At 62.9% G+C, this 16,178-nt stretch carries 16 protein-coding genes; 13 read left to right on the top strand and 3 right to left on the bottom strand.

Going from position 1 to position 16,178, the window contains the following annotated elements; all coding sequences use genetic code 11:
* Nucleotides 1–7 precede the first annotated feature (7 nt).
* A complete protein-coding gene (locus BTO02_RS17330) occupies nucleotides 8–928 on the bottom strand; it encodes a LysR family transcriptional regulator (RefSeq protein ID WP_075158971.1) in 921 nt (306 codons plus the stop codon).
* 251 nt (nucleotides 929–1,179) lie between these two features.
* Between BTO02_RS17330 and BTO02_RS17325 the strand changes: the two genes are divergently transcribed.
* From BTO02_RS17325 to BTO02_RS17280, 10 genes are all read left to right on the top strand, one after another.
* Nucleotides 1,180–2,607 carry an MFS transporter gene (locus BTO02_RS17325; RefSeq protein ID WP_075158057.1) on the top strand — a complete coding sequence of 476 codons (1,428 nt, stop codon included), beginning with the start codon at nucleotides 1,180–1,182 and terminating at the stop codon, nucleotides 2,605–2,607.
* Nucleotides 2,608–2,642: 35 nt separating this feature from the next.
* Nucleotides 2,643–4,031, top strand: coding sequence for an MmgE/PrpD family protein (locus BTO02_RS17320; protein WP_075158056.1), 1,389 nt, complete (start codon nucleotides 2,643–2,645; stop codon nucleotides 4,029–4,031).
* 113 nt (nucleotides 4,032–4,144) lie between these two features.
* Entirely contained in the window at nucleotides 4,145–4,471 is a 327-nt protein-coding gene (locus tag BTO02_RS17315; protein ID WP_075158055.1) for an NIPSNAP family protein, read from the top strand.
* Between the two features lie 114 nt (nucleotides 4,472–4,585).
* Nucleotides 4,586–6,016 carry an aldehyde dehydrogenase family protein gene (locus BTO02_RS17310; protein WP_075158054.1) on the top strand — a complete coding sequence of 477 codons (1,431 nt, stop codon included), beginning with the start codon at nucleotides 4,586–4,588 and terminating at the stop codon, nucleotides 6,014–6,016.
* A 232-nt stretch (nucleotides 6,017–6,248) separates the two neighbouring features.
* Nucleotides 6,249–6,644 (top strand): carboxymuconolactone decarboxylase family protein, encoded by a 396-nt coding sequence (locus tag BTO02_RS17305; RefSeq protein ID WP_075158970.1) that lies wholly within the window; start codon nucleotides 6,249–6,251, stop codon nucleotides 6,642–6,644.
* A gap of 101 nt (nucleotides 6,645–6,745) precedes the next feature.
* Nucleotides 6,746–8,095 carry an MFS transporter gene (locus BTO02_RS17300; protein WP_075158053.1) on the top strand — a complete coding sequence of 450 codons (1,350 nt, stop codon included), beginning with the start codon at nucleotides 6,746–6,748 and terminating at the stop codon, nucleotides 8,093–8,095.
* Nucleotides 8,096–8,119: 24 nt separating this feature from the next.
* Nucleotides 8,120–9,037: an NAD(P)-dependent oxidoreductase gene (locus BTO02_RS17295; RefSeq protein ID WP_075158052.1), complete on the top strand. Its 918-nt coding sequence runs from the start codon at nucleotides 8,120–8,122 to the stop codon at nucleotides 9,035–9,037.
* A complete protein-coding gene (locus BTO02_RS17290) occupies nucleotides 9,034–9,432 on the top strand; it encodes a cupin domain-containing protein (RefSeq protein WP_075158051.1) in 399 nt (132 codons plus the stop codon). Before BTO02_RS17295 ends, BTO02_RS17290 begins: the two co-directional genes overlap by 4 nt.
* Nucleotides 9,433–9,449: 17 nt before the next feature.
* Complete coding sequence (locus BTO02_RS17285; RefSeq protein ID WP_075158050.1) at nucleotides 9,450–10,223, top strand: carboxymuconolactone decarboxylase family protein; 774 nt, start codon at nucleotides 9,450–9,452, stop codon at nucleotides 10,221–10,223.
* Between the two features lie 152 nt (nucleotides 10,224–10,375).
* Complete coding sequence (locus BTO02_RS17280) at nucleotides 10,376–11,056, top strand: GntR family transcriptional regulator (RefSeq protein WP_075158049.1); 681 nt, start codon at nucleotides 10,376–10,378, stop codon at nucleotides 11,054–11,056.
* 20 nt (nucleotides 11,057–11,076) lie between these two features.
* Here BTO02_RS17280 and BTO02_RS17275 read toward each other — a convergent pair whose 3' ends face one another.
* The gene (locus BTO02_RS17275; protein ID WP_075158048.1) at nucleotides 11,077–11,877 is read right to left on the bottom strand and encodes an N-acyl homoserine lactonase family protein; all 801 of its coding nucleotides are present in this window, start codon (nucleotides 11,875–11,877) and stop codon (nucleotides 11,077–11,079) included.
* A gap of 196 nt (nucleotides 11,878–12,073) precedes the next feature.
* Here BTO02_RS17275 and BTO02_RS17270 point away from each other — a divergent pair, with 196 nt between their 5' ends.
* From BTO02_RS17270 to BTO02_RS17260, 3 genes are all read left to right on the top strand, one after another.
* The gene (locus tag BTO02_RS17270) at nucleotides 12,074–13,102 is read left to right on the top strand and encodes a LacI family DNA-binding transcriptional regulator (protein WP_232243391.1); all 1,029 of its coding nucleotides are present in this window, start codon (nucleotides 12,074–12,076) and stop codon (nucleotides 13,100–13,102) included.
* 152 nt (nucleotides 13,103–13,254) lie between these two features.
* Complete coding sequence (locus BTO02_RS17265) at nucleotides 13,255–14,034, top strand: SDR family oxidoreductase (RefSeq protein ID WP_075158046.1); 780 nt, start codon at nucleotides 13,255–13,257, stop codon at nucleotides 14,032–14,034.
* A 39-nt stretch (nucleotides 14,035–14,073) separates the two neighbouring features.
* Nucleotides 14,074–14,985, top strand: a complete 912-nt coding sequence (locus BTO02_RS17260; protein ID WP_075158045.1) for an NAD(P)-dependent oxidoreductase — start codon at nucleotides 14,074–14,076, stop codon at nucleotides 14,983–14,985.
* Nucleotides 14,986–14,998: 13 nt separating this feature from the next.
* On the opposite strand, the gene BTO02_RS17255 is transcribed toward BTO02_RS17260, so the two are convergent.
* Nucleotides 14,999–16,054 (bottom strand): helix-turn-helix domain-containing protein, encoded by a 1,056-nt coding sequence (locus tag BTO02_RS17255; RefSeq protein ID WP_075158044.1) that lies wholly within the window; start codon nucleotides 16,052–16,054, stop codon nucleotides 14,999–15,001.
* Between the last annotated feature and the right edge of the window lie 124 nt (nucleotides 16,055–16,178).

The following is a 16,178-nucleotide window of genomic DNA, read 5'->3' as shown; positions in this document are numbered from 1 at the left end:
TTTCCCGTCAGCGCAGCCGCGCGCCCAGCCAGCGGCCTTCGCTCACCAGCGTGCGCGCCGTATCCGCGAGCACCACGCGCGCGGCGAGCCCCGCCGGCGACAGTTCGTCGTCCGAGACGCTGACCAGCAGATTCGGCCGTACCGCATCGGCGTCCGCAATTTCCACGCTGGCGAGCCCCGCATATTCGGCCCGTGCCAGGGCCGCGCCCGGTTGGATCGTTGCGCCGAGGCCGCCCCGCACCGCATCCATGAGCATGGCGAGGCCGTCCACTTCGGCGACGATGCGCGGCTCGTATCTGGCACGCTTGAACGATTCGGCGAGCGTCGTGCGCAGGCCGTGCGGGCCGCTCGGCAGGATCAGCGGCAGCGCGCCGAGCTTCGCGAGCCGGACGCGTCTCGCGGCCGGCATGCCGGGCAGATCGCGCGCGCCGATCAGGAACAGCCGCTCGTCGAGCAGCGGCATCACGCTCCAGCGTTGCGCCGGTTCTTCGTGAAAGAGAATTGCAAGGTCGATCTGCCGCGCGCCGAGCATCGAGGCGAGATAGCCCGACAGGGTTTCGACCATGCGCAGCCGCACATCGGGGTAGCGCTCGCGCATCGCACGCATGAACGCGAGACCGAGCACGCCGCTCGTGCTCGTTGCGAGGCCGACCGTCACGTGGCCCGACAGCCGCGCCTGGCGCGCGGCGAGTGCGGCGTCGTCCACGTGCCGCAGTGCCAGTTGCGCCTGGCGCCAGAACGCGAGCCCCGCGTCGGTCGGCACGACGCCGCCGGACGTGCGCTGCAGGAGGCGCGTTGCGAGCTCGCTTTCGAGGCGGCTGATCTGCTGGCTCAGCGCGGACGTGACGACGCCGAGTTCGAGTGCCGCCTTGCCCATGCTGCCATGCTCGACGACGCTGACGAAATACCGCAACTGACGCAATTCCATGTGTTCCCCGCTCGGGTAGCCGTTGAGCGGCATTGTCCGGAGTGGGGTCGGAAAAGGCAAATGCTGCAAATGCGCGGCGAATGCGGCAAACGCACGCAAAGCCGACGATAGAGCCATGACGCGGACGCAGCGCGTGCGTCAATCTTCTTGACCGATTGTATGACAGGAATATAATCATCTCAAAACAAGAACACGTCGTTCATCGGGTTTCGGCGGAATTCCCACAGCAGAGCAGAGCGGAGACACTCAGCATGCGTGATTCATCGACCATCGGTTTGCGCCTCGACGGCCTGCCGCTGTCAGGTTTTCATTGGCGTCTGCTCGGCCTGATCGCGGCCGGCATGTACTTCGACTCCTTCGATATCTATATTGCGGGCACCGTGCTCGCCGCGCTGATTCACAGCGGCGAATCGACGCTGAAGCTCAACGCGACCTTCGTATCGGTCACCTTCATCGGGATGATGGCGGGTGCGTGGCTGTCGGGCGTGCTCGGCGACCGCTACGGGCGTCGCTTCTCGTATCAGATCAATCTCGGCATCTACGGGTTTGCGTCGATTGCCGCCGCGCTCGCGCCGTCGATTGACTGGCTTATCTTCTTCCGGCTTGTCATGGGCCTTGGAATGGGTGCGGAAATCGTCGTCGGCTATGCGACGCTTTCCGAATTCATTCCGGCCGTCTGGCGCGGCCGCTTCGGCACGATCCTGAATCTGATCATCAATACGTCGCTGTTTCTGTCGACGTTCCTCGGCTGGCTCATCGTGCCGCATTACGGTTGGCGCTGGATGTTCGCGATCGCCGGCTGCGGTGCGCTCGTCGTCTGGTTCCTGCGCAAGTCGATGCTCGAGTCGCCGCGCTGGCTCGCCGCGCGTGGCAGAACCGACGAAGCCGAAGCGATCGTCGCGCGCGTCGAGACCGCATGCGGCGTGGACCCCGCCGCGTCGCGTGAGTCGGCGCGCGCGGCCGCGCGGCAAGCGGCGCAGGATGCAACGAACGTCGCAACGCGAAATGAAGCGCGTCTGTCCGGACTGTTCTCGCGGCGGCTACTGACGCGCACGATCACGGCCATCACGGTGCTCGTCGCGCTGTTTATCGTGAACTACGCGTTCGTCAGCTGGATTCCGACCTTCCTCGTCAAACAGGGGCACAGCATGTCGAACTCGCTCGGTCTGACAGCCGTCATGTTCGCGGGCGGTCCAGTCGGCTCATTGATCGCATTTGCGCTGGCCGAGCGCGTCGGGCGCAAATGGGGCATCGTCGTGTTCTCGCTCGTTTGCGTGGGGTTCGGCGTCGCGTATCCGTTCGCGCAAACCGCAACGACGATCACGATGCTCGGCTTTGCCATCACCGCATGCATCTATGTGCTGTCGTCGTTCAGCGTCGCGAGTTATGTGCCCGAACTGTTTCCGACCGAGTTGCGCCTGCGCGGCTCGGGTCTCGCCAACACGATCGGCCGTGCGGTCAGCATCGCCGTGCCGTATGGTGTCGCGGCCGCATTCGCGGGCTTCGGCATTAGCGGCGTGATTGCATTGATCGTCGGCACGCTGTTGTTGCAGGCGTTGATTGTCGGTGTGCTTGGCGCGGAGACGAAAAACCGTTCGCTCGAAGCGATCGCCGCTGAAACCGGCGATGACGCGCATGCCGCGGGTGAGCGCGCGGCGGCCGCGATCAGCAGCCGGTAAGCGAGAACCCGTGTTCAGTAAAGGAACGATAGCCAATGCAGCCACGCACGACTTCTGCTGAAGAACCGCTTGCGCCGACGCGGCAACTCGCGCAATTCGTCGAGCGCACGCGCTGGAGCGATATTCCGGACGCCGTTCGGCACGAGGCGAAGCGCTCGCTCGTCAATTATTTCGCCGTCGCGTTCGCAGGCTGCGCCGATCCATCGATCGAACAAGCCGTGAGCGTCTATCGCCGTTATCGCGCCGGTTGCGACGCGAGCCTGATTGGCCGCGCCGAACGCACCGACAGCCTGAACGCGGCCACGCTCAATGCGATGACCGCGAACGTGCACGATTTCGACGACACGCATCTGCCGACCATCATCCATCCGAGCGCGCCGGTCGCCGCGCCGCTGTTCGCGCTTGGCGAAAGTACGTCGATGAGCACGACGATGAGCGGCGAGACGCTGCTGCTTGCCTTCGTGCTCGGCGTCGAAATCGAATGCCGGATCGGCAATGCGGTGTCGCCGTCGCATTACCAGCGCGGCTGGCACATTACATCGACTTGCGGCGTATTCGGCGCGGCGGCAGCCGCAGCGAAGGTACTCAACCTCGATGCCGGGCAGACGGCCCATGCATTGGGCCACGCGTCCGCCCAGGCGGGCGGACTGGTCGAAACGCTCGGCACGATGGCGAAAAGCGTGAGCGTCGGCAATGCGGCGCGCAATGGTGTGCTCTCGGCGTTGCTCGCGGGCGAGGGATTGAGCGGACCGGCGCAGCCGATCGAAGGCGAACGCGGTTTCGTGCGCGTGTGCTCCGATCAACCCGATTTCGATGCGCTTACCGCGCAGCTCGGCAGCCGTTGGGCCTTGCAGGCCAACACGTATAAGCCGTATCCGTGCGGCGTCGTGCTGAACCCCGTCATCGAAGCGTGCCTCGACCTTGCGCGCGGCAAGCAATGGTCGCTGGCCGATATCGAGCGTGTCGAACTGCTCGGCCATCCGCTGCTGCGCGAGCGTACCGACCGGCCCGGCATTCGCAGCGGCCGCGAAGCGCAGGTCAGCGCACAGCATAGTGTGGCGGTGACGCTTTCGACAGGCCGCGCGGGTCTCGCGGAATTCAGCGATGAAAGCGCGGCGAATCCGGACGTGCGCGCGTTCGCAGGCCGTGTCGCATTTGTCGACGATAGCCGCCTGCCCGTCGAAGCCGCGCGCGTGACGGTGCTGCTGCGCTCGGGCGAAAGCGTATCGCGCACGGTGAGCGCCGCACGCGGCAGCCTTGCCGTGCCGCTTTCCGATGCCGAGCTCGACACCAAACTGAAAGAACTCGCCGCGTACGGTGCGCCGCATGTCGACACGCAACGCTTGCTCGACACCTTGTGGACGCTCGATACCGCGGCTGACGCCACGCTACCGATGCATATCGCACGTACCGAATCCGGTTAGCAAAAACAGGAAGCCGTTCCGACAGATTTTGTTGCGCTTTTACGTAACCGGCGGCTTCGCCGGGTTAGCATCGGCTTCGCATTTCCCTTAACCATCCATACGGAGAATTTCTAATGATCGTCGAGATGCGCGTCTATCACTGTGCGCCGACACGCCTGCCGGCGCTGCTCGATCGCTTCGTCAACATCACGCTCGGTTTCTTCGAGAAATACGGCATCGAGCAGATCGGCTTCTTTACGACGCTGGTCGGTTCGAGCAATCACTCGTTGACGTACATGATCAAGTGGGAAAGCCTGGCTGAGCGCGAAACCAAATGGAACGCGTTTCAGTCGGATCAGGAGTGGATCGCGAAACGCGCGGCGACCGAAGCGGATAAGCCGATCGTCGAGCGCATCGAGAACTGCTTTCTGACGCCGACCGCTTTCTCGGCGCTTCGATAGAACCGCACGAAGCGCTGCCCGCTAGCCGGTCGCGCCGCGGCCCGGCTGGCTGGCCCTGGCTTTGCAGGCTGACGAGCAGCTTTAGCCGGCGTTTTTCATACTCTGGAGCCTGGAATGTCTCGTGTTGGACAGTTTTATATCGATGGAAAATGGGTCGCGCCGCTCGCGCCGGTCTGGTTCGATCTGATCGATCCGGCAACCGAAGTTCGTTTCGATCAGCTTGCGCTCGGCAACGCGGCCGATGTGGACCGTGCGGTTGCGGCCGCGCGTCGCGCTTTTCCGTCGTATTCGACGAGCACCGTCGCGGATCGCGTCGCGCTGCTCAAGCGCATCGTGCAAATTTACGAGCGCCGTATCGATGAATTCGCCGAAGCCATGCGCGCCGAAATGGGCGTGCCGATTACTTTCGCGCGCAACAATCAGGCGGTGCGCGGCCCCGTGCATCTGAATGCGCTGATCGACGTGCTCGATCATTTCGCTTTTGAAACGCAGCGCGGCACGACGCGCTTGCGGCATGAAGCGGTCGGCGTATGCGGCCTCATCACGCCGTGGAACTGGCCGGTCAACCAGATCGTCGTGAAGATCGCACCGGCGCTTGCGGCCGGCTGCACGATGGTGCTCAAGCCCAGTGAATATTCGGCATTGAGTGCGCTGCTGTTTGCGGAAGTGCTCGACGAAGCCGGTGTGCCGGCGGGCGTGTTCAATCTCGTCAACGGCGACGGTCCGGGTGTCGGTGCCGCGATCGCAGCGCATCCCGATATCGACATGGTGTCGTTCACGGGCTCGACGCGCGCGGGCATTCAGGTCGCGAAGCTCGCGGCCGATACCGTGAAGCGCGTCGCGCAGGAACTCGGCGGCAAGTCGGCCAATATCCTGCTCGACGACGTGAATCTGAACGACGCCGTGACGCGCGGCGTGAATACGTGTTTCGCGAATTCGGGCCAGTCGTGCTCGAGCCCGACGCGCATGCTCGTGCCGCGGCGCCTGATGGATGAGGCCGCGCATATCGCGGCGCGCGCGGCGCAGGCGTTCAGGGTCGGCGCGACCGACAAGGTGACGACGCAACTGGGCCCGGTCGTGAACCGCAGCCAGTTCGTGCGCATCCAGTCGATGATTCAATCGGGTATCGACGAAGGCGCACGGCTCGTCGCCGGCGGCACCGGTTTGCCCGAGGGCTTGTCGAAAGGCTGGTTTGTGAAGCCGACGGTGTTCGCCGACGTCAAACCCGATATGACGATCGCGCGTGAGGAGATCTTCGGCCCCGTGCTTTCGATGATCCCTTACGACGACGATGAAGAGGCGATCGAGATCGCGAACAACACGGTCTACGGACTTGCCGCGTATGTGCAGTCGGCAAGCGTCGAGCGTGCGCGCACGGTCGCGCGTGCATTGCGTGCGGGCGGCGTGCATCTGAACTATCCGGCACCCGATTTCAGCGCACCGTTCGGCGGCTACAAACGCTCGGGCAACGGGCGCGAGTGGGGCGAGGCCGGCCTGCGCGAGTATCTGGAAACGAAGGCAATGGTGGGCTACGGCGAAGCATGAGGCCTGGTCGGGCGCCGATCGGCGGACGTATCGGACGTGTCGGCGCCAACGACTTGCTCACTTGCGACGCGAAGCGCGCGCCCGCAAGCGCAAGTCCAACGACCTAAAAAATTTTTCGCTGTTCTGTTTGTATGACAATCTGTCGGTAAGACGATCAGTGAAAACGCAGCAGACGATGATGATGCCGACGCCGATGCCGCAGCGGCATCGCAAACAACCGAGGGAAACGAAGATGGCAAGCAACGACTGGTTTGAAAAGGGTTTCGCGAACCGCAAGACAGTGCTTGGCGCAGGGCATGTCGAAAAATCGTGGGAAAACGCCGACGAGTTCAATCGTCCGATGCAGAAGCTCGTTACCGAGTACTGCTGGGGCGAGATCTGGGGCGACGCGACGCTGCCGTTCAAAACGCGCAGCATGCTCAATATCGGCATGCTGACCGCGATGAGCCAGCACCATGAACTTGCGGTGCATGTGAAAGGCGCGCTGAAGAACGGCGTGACGAAAGACGAAATCCGCTCGGTGCTGATGCAGGCGGCAATCTATTGCGGCGTGCCGCTCGCGCTCGCGGCGTTTCGCGTCGCGACCGAAGCGATCAAGGCCTACGAGGCTGAAGCGAAAGCGTCGTAGGCGGCCCGCCGGATGACGTGAGCCACTGTAAGCCGCACGACGGCACTGCGCCGCGACGAGCGGCACTGGGACGGTGCCGGACAACCAGACCGGAGACACGAATGAAAGCGCTGACCGCTGAACACGTCTCGTCGACTGCCGACGAACAGTCGATCGACGCGCGGAGAAGGAGCGCCATCAAAGGCGCATTCTTTTCCGAATTCATCGACATGTTCGATATTTATCTGCCGGTGGTCGTGCTGTCGCCGGTGCTGTTTTTCTTCCAGCCGCCGCATCTGTCGAGCGGTATGGAGACGATCCTCGCATCGCTCGTGTTTATCACGACGCTGCTTGGCCGGCCGGTCGGCGCGTTGCTGTTCGGCATGGTGGCGGACCGCGTCGGACGCCGCAAGGCGTCGATCTATTCGGTCTCGGGCTTCGGCGTGGTCACGTTGCTGATCGCGCTGTTGCCCGGCTACCAGAGCATCGGCATCGCATCGTACTGGCTGCTCGTGCTGCTGCGCTTCGTCGACGGTATTTTCCTCGGCGGCGGCTATACGGGCGCGATGCCGCTTGCGATCGAGTATTCGAGGAAGCACCAGCGCGGTTTCGTCGGAGGACTGATCATCGCGGGCTTTCCGGCAGCCTATGTGACGATCAATCTCGTTGCGATGGTGATGTTCGCGGTCTTTCCGCTGAACGGCGCCAATTCGCCGTATGCGCAGTGGGGCTGGCGCATTCCGTTCGTGATCGGTGCGGTGCTTGCCGGTGTGCTCGCGCTCTACTACGTGCATAAGGTGGCGGAATCGGAAATCTGGAAAAGCGAGGCCGGCGAAAAGCAGGCCGGAAGCGACACGCCGCTGCTGTCCGAACTGATAAGCGGCAAAAGCGCGAAGAGCCTCGTGCAAGTGCTGTTGCTCATGACGGGTTTCTGGCTCACGCAAAACATCATCACGATTTTTCTGCCGACCGGGCTGCTTGTGCACACGCTGCATCTGAGCGGCTTCCAGCTTACGTCCACGCTGCTGCTGTCGTATTTCGTGCTGTTTTTCAGCTATATCGGCGCGGGCATGCTGGGCCAGAAGATCGGCCGGCGGCGTTTCTTCGCGATCGTCGGTCCGCTGATCGCGACCGTCGGCGCCGCGCTGCTCTATGTGCTCGGCAACGTGCACGGCCTGTCGCTGCCCGCGATCATGCTGACCGTTTGCGTGCTCGCGGTGCTCGTTACGTCGCCGTGGGGCGTGATCGTCACATACATCAACGAGCGCTTTGCGACCGAGGTGCGCGCAACGGGCTTCGGCGTCGGCTTCAGCCTCTCGGTGATCGTGCCGTCGTTCTACGCGTTCTATATGAACTGGCTCGGCGCGTGGATGCCGCTTTCGGTGACGCCGGTCGTGCTGCTCGGTATCGGCGGCCTGATCGGCATGGCCGGCGCGCTGATGGGACCGGAGACGAAGGACGTCGATTTCTAGCCTGCTTCACTGACACAGGACATCATGAACAAGGAACGAATCGGATTTATCGGGCTCGGCAATATGGGCGGCCGCATGACGCGCCGCATCGTCGATGCCGGTATCGCGGTGCTTGGCTACGACACTGTGGTCGAGCGCGTGAAGGACGCGGGCGCGCAAGCGGCCGCATCGATCCGCGAAGTCGTCGAATACGCGGACCTCGTGCTGTTATCGCTGCCCGATAGCAAGGTGATCGAAGCGGTCGTCGAAGGCGAGGGCGGCATACTCGCGCACTGCCGCGCGGGCCAGACCGTGATCGATCTGAGCACGGCTGCGGCGAGTTCGACGGTGCGGTTAAACGGCCTGCTGAAAGCGCGTGGCGTGCATTACATCGATGCGGGCATTTCGGGCGGCGCCGCCGCGGCCGAGAAAGGCACGCTGACGTTGATGGTCGGCGGCGACGCCGCCGCGATCGAAGCCGCGCAATGGATCTTCAAACCGGTTGCCGGCAAGGTGCAGGTGATGGGCGAAAGCGGCGCCGGCCACACGACGAAGCTGCTCAACAATTTCCTCAATGCGGTGAGCCTTGCCGCGACCGCCGAAGTCATGGTCGCGGGCAAAAAGGCGGGGCTCGATCTGCATCAACTGCTCGACGTGCTCAACAGCAGCACCGGCGTCAACTTCGCGACGCAAAGCCGCTTTCCGAAGATCGTCGACGGCGATTATCTCGAAGGCGGCCTGACGTCGAAACTGATGACCAAAGACATCGTGCTGTACGTCGAGCGCGCGCGCGAACTCGGCGTCGCGTCGGTCAACGCAGCGGGACCGCTCGCGAGCTTCGGCCTTGCGACGTCGCTCGGCTATGGCGACGCGATCAGCAATCGGGTGGTCGACGCGATCGGCGACGTATCGGGCGGCGTCAGACTTCACGACCACGCACAACGCAAAGGAGCAAAGCGATGAAGGTGTTTCACGGCAGAAAGACAGGCGCTGCATCGGAGCGGCGCGGCAATGGCGACACGTTTACCGGTGTGGTGTGGGCTGATCCGGTCATGCCGTCCACCGACGGCGTGACGATCAACACCGTCTGTTTCGAGCCCGGCGCGCGCACGTACTGGCATTCGCACGAGCGCGGCCAGATCTTGCAGGTCACGGCGGGGCAGGGATGGATTTGCGTCGAAGGCGGCAAGCCGGAAGTAATCCGTCAGGGCGACGTCGTGTGGATCGGACCGAACGAACGGCATTGGCACGGCGGCAGCGCGGACAGCTTCATGGTTCATATCGCGACGTCGCTCGGCACGTCGAACTGGCAGGAAGCAGTTAGCGAGCACGACTATCCGCCGTCCGCCGTGCGCTGAAAACGGGATCGATTGCCATGCAAGTGACCGCAGCATTGACCGAAAAGCAGCAGCGCGTGAAGGACGAATTCATACGCGTACGAAAGACATGGGGCCCGTCGTGGGAAAGCCTGTTGCGTCTCGACGCCGGTTTTCTCGAGGCTTACCTCGATTTCTCCGCGGTGCCGTGGCGCAAGAATCACCTCGAGGACAAGGTGAAGGAGTTCATTTACATCACCGCCGATGCTGCGGCGACGCATCTGTATGCGCCCGGCATCCAGCAGCATCTACAGATGGCGCTCAAGTTCGGCGCGACGCGCGAGGAGCTCGTCGAGGTGCTCGAGCTCATTAGCACGATCGGCATTCATGCGTGCAACGTCGGTGTGCCGCTGTTGCTCGAAGTGCTCGAGGAGGAGGGCCAGCGCGAAGGACGGCCGCCGCTCGACGCGCGGCAGCAGGCGCTTAAAGCCGGCTTCGAGAAGAATCGCGGGTACTGGCATCCGTCGTGGGACGGACTGCTCGAACTCGATCCCGATCTCTTCGAAGCGTACCTCGAGTTTTCGTCGGTGCCGTGGCGTACCGGCGTGCTGAGCCCGAAGGTGAAGGAGCTGATCTATTGCGCGTTCGACGCGTCGGCCACGCATCTGTATCAGCCGGGGCTCAAGCTGCATATGCGCAATGCGGTTCGCTACGGTGCGACCGCTGGCGAGATCATGGAGGTGCTCGAGATTGTCAGCGTGATCGGCATCCACGGCGCGGCGGTCGCTGCGCCGATGCTCGAAGAGGCGCTTGCTGCTCACGCGGCCATGTGAGCGAGGTACGACGCAGCAGCGTCGTCGGGCACGCAGCGCGGCGCGCGACGGAGTCTGCAGGCATCGTGCGCCGCGGCCGTGCACGGTCTCGCATCCGGTATGATGTGCACAAAATCTATTGTCGGACAGGCATACAACGGACGGGATGAACGATGTCAGCAGAAATTGGGGTGATACGGCCGGAAACGCTGCGCCATCAGGTCGAAAACGTGCTGCGGCAGGCGATCATGACGGGACGTTTCGCGCCGGGCGCGCGTCTCGTCGAACGCGAACTATGCGAAACGCTCGGCGTGAGCCGCACCTCGGTGCGCGAAGCGCTGCGCAAGCTCGAGGCCGAAAAGCTCGTGCGCAGCGTGCCGCACAAGGGGCCGGTGGTCGCGGTAATGACGAAGCAGGAGGCGAGCGAACTGTACGCGCTGCGTGCGCTGCTCGAAGGCTTTGCCGCCCACGAATTCGCACGGCTTGCCGACGATAGCGCGATCGCGCGCTTCGGCGAAGTCGCCAGGGAACTGCGTGCCGAAGCAACCGCGCGCAACCAGGCCGGCGTGCTGCGCGCGAAGACGGCGCTGTACGACGTGCTGCTCGACAATTGCGGCAATTCGCTGATCAAGGAATTTCTCACGAGCCTTTATTCGCGCGTCAATCTGCTGCGCGCGACGTCGCTCATGCATCCGGAGCGCCTGCCCGCGAGCCTGCGTGAAATCGACAAGCTTTATAAAGCATTGAAAGCGCGCGACGGCGAAGCGGCGCAACAGGCCGCGCGCATCCACGTGCAGAACGCGGAGAAGGCCGCGATGCGGATGCTCGACGAGCAGCAACCCGACGAGGCGTAACGGCACGGCGCGCTCGCAGACTATCGCGGCACCGCATCGAGCCGCACGATCCAGTCCTGCGTGTCCTTGCCGGGCGACGGATAACGCCGCAGTACATCGGGATCGTGCCCGGGCACGACATGCTGCGGCGAATCGGCCAGTTCGTGCACGATCCGGTATCCCTCGAGCATGTCGCCGATGTTGTACACGGCCGGAAACGGCCGCTCCTGCTCCATATTCGCGTACAGGTGCGACGCATCGGACGCGAGCACGACCCAGCCGCGTTCGGTATGCACGCGCGCGACCTGCAGGCCGTTCGTATGGCCACCCACGAGATGCACGGACAGTCCCGGCGCAAGCTGCGATGTGCCGTCGTGAAACTGCACGCGGCCGTCGAATACGCGGCCGACCATCGTCTTCACGTCGTCGGGATTGAACGGATGCCTGAGCTCGCGATGGCACATGCAGCGGCCCGTGCAATACGCCATTTCGCGGTCCTGCATGTGGTAACGCGCTTTCGGAAACAGTTCGCGGTTTCCCGCGTGGTCGTAATGCATATGCGTGACGATCACATCCTCGACGGAATCGGCGCGAATGCCGATCGCCTGCAAACCCTCTTCGACGCGATGCGTGGTCGTGCGGCCGCGCCGATTGCCGACTGCCGGGTCGAACCCGGTATCGACGAGCCACGTGCGGCCTTCGCCGACCACGGCCCAGACGAAATAGTCGAGCGGCATCGATACGTCATGCGGATCGCCGCCTATGAAGTTGGCGCTTGCGGGGCGGTCGTGGTGCGCGTATTTGATCGCGTAGATCTTGTAGTTTTCGAGCGGCGAAGTCATCGAGCGTCTCCTTTCCCCGAATAACTTTCTCGTGAAAATTTCACGAGAACTGATAGCGCTATCATAGCAAACGCGTGGCTAGTCTGCTGCCCGCCGATACGCCGTACCGGTGGGATACAATTCGCCATCGTTTCGAAAGGCCGGATGCAGAATAGTGAAAAAGCGCGCAGGCACCGCTGCTGGCGGGAACTCACGGTTGAGCGAGAACAGAACGCGCAGCGGCGGCGGCGCCGTGCGCATGGCCGACGTCGCGAAGGCGGCGAACGTATCGTTGATGACCGTTTCGCGCGCATTGAACGAGCCGGCCAAACTGTCGGAAGAAACGCGCAAGCACGTGCTCGATACGATTCGCAAGATCGGCTATGTGCCGAATTCGATTGCGTCGAATCTCGCATCGAACCGTTCCAACGTAGTCGGGCAGATCGTACCGAGCATCCAGAATTCGCTGTATTCGCACACGATGAAAGGCGCCGCCGATGTGCTGCGCGCGGCCGGCATGCATCTGCTGATTGCCGATAGCGGCTATTCGCTCGACGAAGAAGAAGCGTTGATCGGTGCATTCGTCGCGCAACGCGTATGCGGGCTGCTGCTGCACAACACCGCGCATACGCCGCGCGCGACGCAGCTCGCGCGCCAGGCCGGTATTCCGGTCATCGAAACGGGCGACCTCGTGCGCAATCCGCTCGACGTCGTGATCAGCTACTCGAATTTCAATGCGGCCAAAGAGATGACGTTGTATCTCGCCGCGCGCGGCTATAAATCGATCGGCTTCGTCAGCGTGCCGATGCGCAATAACCCGCGCTCGAAGGAGCGTCTGAAAGGTTATTACGCGGCGCTTGCGTCGCTTGGCCGCGAGCGCAATACCGCGCTCGTGCAGGAAGCGGAGCCCGGTTTGACCGCGGGTGCGCATGCGATGATCGATATGATGCAGCGCGCGCCCGAAGTCGACGCGATATTCTTTGCCGGCGACGTGCTCGCCGTCGGCGCGCTATTCGAAGCGCAGCGGCGCGGCTGGAAGGTGCCCGAACGGATCGCGATCGCGGGCTTCGACGATCTCGACATCCTGCGGCATACGGTGCCGAAGCTTACCTGCCTGAATCTCCCGCGCCTCGAAATCGGCCGGCGCAGCGCCGAGTGTCTGTTGCAGCGGTTGCGCGGCGACGCGGACGCGGCACCGACGCGGCTCGATCTCGGCTTCGAAATCATTCAGCGCGAAAGCACCTGAGAAGGCGGCGTTCCGGCGCTCACATTCCCGGCTTCTCGTTCACCGCTTCACATCCATCGCTTCACATCGATGTTTGGCATCGCGTTAAGTTAGCGCTATCATAAAAATACGCCTTCCACGCTGCGGAGGGCATCGCCGACAGGAACTGCAGAATGAAAGGGAAAACTGCGCTCGTGACGGGCTCGTCGCATGGATTGGGTCTCGCGATGGCGGATGCGCTGGCCGGTGCGGGATGCAACGTGCTGCTGCACGGGGTCGAGTCGCTGGCCGACGTGCAGCCCGCGTGCGCCGCCTTCGAAGCGCGCCATCACGTTGCACCGCACTACATTCAGGCGGATCTGTCGCAACCGGAAGCGGTCGAACGGCTTGTCGACGAAACGATCGGGCGGACCGGTTCGCTCGACATTCTTGTCAATAATGCGGTGGTGCGGCACTTCGCGCCGATCGAAGCATTCCCGGCCGACAAGTGGGATCAGGCACTCGCGGTGAATCTGAGTGCGGCATTTCATGCAGTGCGCCTTGCGTTGCCGCGCATGCGCGAACGCGGCTGGGGACGCATTTTCAACATGACATCCGTGTACGGCATGCGCGGCACGGCAAACCGGGTCGATTACGTGACGACCAAATCGGCGCTGCTCGGTTTCACGCGTGCGGTGGCCGCCGAGACGGTCGGCGCCGGCATCACGTGCAATGCGATCTGTCCGGGGGCGGTCCATACGCCCACCAGCGAAAAGCGCATCGTCGCGCTGATGAACGAAACCGGGCTCGCGCGCGAGCCTGCGGTTCGCGAATTCCTGCGCGGCAAGCAGCCTGGTGGCGAGTTTGTCGATGCGGCGCACGTCGCGCAACTCGTGGTCTTTTTATGCAGCGATGCGGCACGCGATATCACGGGTGCGATGTTGCCTGTCGAAGGCGGTTGGCTTGCTACATGAGCCGCGACGCACTTTCCATTCATATCGAAGGAGCAGCAGATGCTTGAGAACAAGCTGATCGGTTTTATCGGTGTCGGCGTGATGGGCAGGCCGATGGCACGACGTCTGATCGAGCAGGGGCACTCGCTCGTCATCTACGACAAGGATGCAAATGCCCTCGCCGAACTGCAGAAGCTCGGCGCGCAAGTGGCCGGCAGCGTGGGCGAGGTGGCGGACAGCGCGGGCGTGATCTTCACGAGCTTGCCGACGCCCGCAGTCTTTCGCGAAGTAGCGGTTGGCGCGCAAGGCATCGTGCATGGCAAGGCGGTCAAAATACTGATCGATCTGTCGACGGTCGGCTCGACCACGGAAAAGGAAGTCGCAGCCGCGCTGCATGACAAAGGCATCGAGACGATCGATGCACCGGTGAGCGGCGGCGCAGCCGGCGCGCAGAAGGGCACGCTCGCGGTGATGATTGCCGGCAAGCCCGAGGTGGTCTCTCAGGTGCGCGAGTTGTTCGATGTATTCGGTAAAACGTTCAATGTCGGTAGCGAGCCGGGGCAAGGGCAGCTAATGAAGCTGCTCAACAATATGCTTTCGTCGACTGCGTTTGCGATCACGTCGGAAGCGTTTGTCGCCGGTGTCAAAGGCGGGCTCGATCCGGAAACGATGATGGCCGTTATCAATGCGGGCAGCGGAAAGAACGGCGCGACGCAGGACAAGTTTCCCAAGCAGGTGCTGCCGCGCACGTTCGATTTCGGTTTCCCGATCGGCAGCGTGTGCAAGGACATCGGTCTCGCGGTCGATGAATGCGAGGCGCTTGGCGTGCCGATGTGGGTGGGCAGCACGGTGCGGCAACTATGGAATTTCGCGGCGCGGCAGGATGGCGCAAAGCGGGACATGACGGAACTCGTCCGGTATATCGAAGACTGGTCCGGTCACTCGAATCCAGGCGCTGGTACAACAAGATAACCGGATGCGCGCTTCACGCGCGCAACGAATGCAACCAGCGTTCCATTGAAAAGCGCGCCGTCGCTGACGCCGCGCTCGGCAGTTCACGGCGTGCGCCCGATGTCAGCTCGCTCGGGCTATAGCCGAATTGCTCGCGAAACGCGCGGCTGAAATGCGCGGACGTCTTGAATCCGTATTGCTCCGCCACGCGGTTCAGGTGCGGCCGGCCTTCCGCGGTGGCGAGCGCCGTATGTATTCTGAAAAGCCGCCTCTCCTTGATAAATTTCGCGACACCGCCCATCGGTTCGAACAGGCGATAAAGCGTTGCGCGCGAAATGCGGAACCGCGTGCAGATATGTTCGACGGTCAGTTCCGACGTTCCGATATGTTCTTCGATATGACGGCGAATCTGGCTCAATAGCGTTGCTTCGATCGCGGGGCGTGCGAGCGCGAGCTTGTCCATCGACGGTGCGATGCTGGCGGCAAGCAGATGAAGCGTCGCCAGCGCGACATCGGGCGCCTGTTCGAGCGTCAGTTGGTCGACCGAGCGTGTGAGCGAGCGCAAATGATCGGCGAGCAGGACCGTGCAGCCGCCGCGCAGCACGACGCCGTGCAGATCGACCGGATGCGGCAGCAGCGCATCGAGCCGGTCGCGCGGAATGATCACCGTCACTGTGGTTCCACCGTCGACCTGTACGCGCTCGGGCCGCGCCATATCGGTGAGCACGCAACCACCGGCATCGACATGCACCGCTTGCCGGCCCGCCTCGAGATCGGCATCCGCCGAGCCGCCGACGCGAAAATGAATCTTGTAGTGATCGAGCTGATCGAGGCGAATCGAACGCGACGATCGATGCAGGATATGCGCGCTGCACTCGCGGCGGCTCAACATCATGTCGCCGAGAATCCACATTTCGTTGCGCGCGACGAACGACTCCGCCGAATGGTTGTACGGGAAACTTAACTGGCATACGCTCGACAGGCTCGTTTGCCAGTAGTCGTAGCGGTCCGCCGGCGTCACGTCCTGCGAATCGAAGCGCACGTAGGGCAATTGCGAAAGCGAGTGTGTCGACACGTTTAGCCCTTTCATGTCAATGCTGTGACGCTGAGACGTGCAGATACCAATTGCGACGGCAAGACAACAAATGGTATGTAAGTGGACTTAGAATAGTCCCACCTATCCCCGACGGCAAATACGTCAATTGTGAAAGGCC

This window comes from Paraburkholderia sp. SOS3, assembly GCF_001922345.1.
GTDB lineage: Bacteria > Pseudomonadota > Gammaproteobacteria > Burkholderiales > Burkholderiaceae > Paraburkholderia.
This window is presented reverse-complemented; position numbering and strand designations above follow the sequence as displayed.

Coding starts and splice junctions, on each gene's coding strand:
- BTO02_RS17310 (WP_075158054.1), top strand. CDS start 4,586: ATGTCTCGTGTTGGACAGTTTTATATCGATGGAAAATGGGTCGCGCCG.
- BTO02_RS17255 (WP_075158044.1), bottom strand. CDS start 16,054: ATGAAAGGGCTAAACGTGTCGACACACTCGCTTTCGCAATTGCCCTAC.
- BTO02_RS17320 (WP_075158056.1), top strand. CDS start 2,643: ATGCAGCCACGCACGACTTCTGCTGAAGAACCGCTTGCGCCGACGCGG.
- BTO02_RS17265 (WP_075158046.1), top strand. CDS start 13,255: ATGAAAGGGAAAACTGCGCTCGTGACGGGCTCGTCGCATGGATTGGGT.
- BTO02_RS17275 (WP_075158048.1), bottom strand. CDS start 11,877: ATGACTTCGCCGCTCGAAAACTACAAGATCTACGCGATCAAATACGCG.
- BTO02_RS17305 (WP_075158970.1), top strand. CDS start 6,249: ATGGCAAGCAACGACTGGTTTGAAAAGGGTTTCGCGAACCGCAAGACA.
- BTO02_RS17315 (WP_075158055.1), top strand. CDS start 4,145: ATGATCGTCGAGATGCGCGTCTATCACTGTGCGCCGACACGCCTGCCG.
- BTO02_RS17325 (WP_075158057.1), top strand. CDS start 1,180: ATGCGTGATTCATCGACCATCGGTTTGCGCCTCGACGGCCTGCCGCTG.
- BTO02_RS17300 (WP_075158053.1), top strand. CDS start 6,746: ATGAAAGCGCTGACCGCTGAACACGTCTCGTCGACTGCCGACGAACAG.
- BTO02_RS17330 (WP_075158971.1), bottom strand. CDS start 928: ATGGAATTGCGTCAGTTGCGGTATTTCGTCAGCGTCGTCGAGCATGGC.
- BTO02_RS17260 (WP_075158045.1), top strand. CDS start 14,074: ATGCTTGAGAACAAGCTGATCGGTTTTATCGGTGTCGGCGTGATGGGC.
- BTO02_RS17285 (WP_075158050.1), top strand. CDS start 9,450: ATGCAAGTGACCGCAGCATTGACCGAAAAGCAGCAGCGCGTGAAGGAC.
- BTO02_RS17295 (WP_075158052.1), top strand. CDS start 8,120: ATGAACAAGGAACGAATCGGATTTATCGGGCTCGGCAATATGGGCGGC.
- BTO02_RS17280 (WP_075158049.1), top strand. CDS start 10,376: ATGTCAGCAGAAATTGGGGTGATACGGCCGGAAACGCTGCGCCATCAG.
- BTO02_RS17290 (WP_075158051.1), top strand. CDS start 9,034: ATGAAGGTGTTTCACGGCAGAAAGACAGGCGCTGCATCGGAGCGGCGC.